We start from the raw sequence: 549 nt of genomic DNA on the forward strand, positions 1-549 counted from the left end.
CTCACAGGAAACAGAATTCAAACACTTAGACAATCAATATAAAGATGAAGTGAACGCTCTTAAAGAGAAGTTGGAAAATTTGCAGGAACAAATCAAAGTTCAAAAAAGGATAGAAGAACAAGAAAAACCAAGAAAATGGTGGGGACTATGGCGAAAATAGATGATTCAGTTAAATTGACATCATTTAAAGGTAATTTATATGATGTGATGAAGTTAATCTTAGCTAAACGTGGGGTAAGTGTAGGACGAGCACGTAATCCTTTACCACATGTAGAAGATGATGAAATGGATCATGTTGAGGTAGTACGGCAACATATTGATGATGCAATTGCTGAATTTACTAAATAATAAAAAACGCCGAGTCTCCTTAAAAGAGGCTCAGCGTTTTTTTAAATCTGTGACCAGACGTCCGCTCCCAAAGTAGGGAAGAGAGGTACGATGCGGCCTAGTTGTTCAGCTGTATATTGAAACTCAATTGCTGGTAATAAAACGTTAATTGCATCGGCAGCATGTTCACTAACTTCAGCTGCTCCTACAAGATGATGGTCT

1 protein-coding gene and 2 pseudogenes are annotated in these 549 nt (G+C 37.5%); 2 read left to right on the plus strand and 1 reads right to left on the minus strand.

Going from position 1 to position 549, the window contains the following annotated elements:
- Positions 1-160, plus strand: a pseudogene (locus FD09_RS16105) (DUF5320 domain-containing protein); the annotation flags it as partial.
- A complete protein-coding gene (locus FD09_RS15645) occupies positions 148-348 on the plus strand; it encodes a hypothetical protein (protein ID WP_020090466.1) in 201 nt (66 codons plus the stop codon). The pseudogene FD09_RS16105 and the gene FD09_RS15645, both read left to right, overlap by 13 nt.
- 41 nt (positions 349-389) lie before the next feature.
- Here FD09_RS15645 and FD09_RS16855 read toward each other — a convergent pair.
- Positions 390-549, minus strand: a pseudogene (locus FD09_RS16855) (NAD(P)/FAD-dependent oxidoreductase); the annotation flags it as partial.

Origin of the sequence: Schleiferilactobacillus perolens DSM 12744, assembly GCF_001435585.1 — a bacterium.
GTDB classification, from domain to species: domain Bacteria; phylum Bacillota; class Bacilli; order Lactobacillales; family Lactobacillaceae; genus Schleiferilactobacillus; species Schleiferilactobacillus perolens.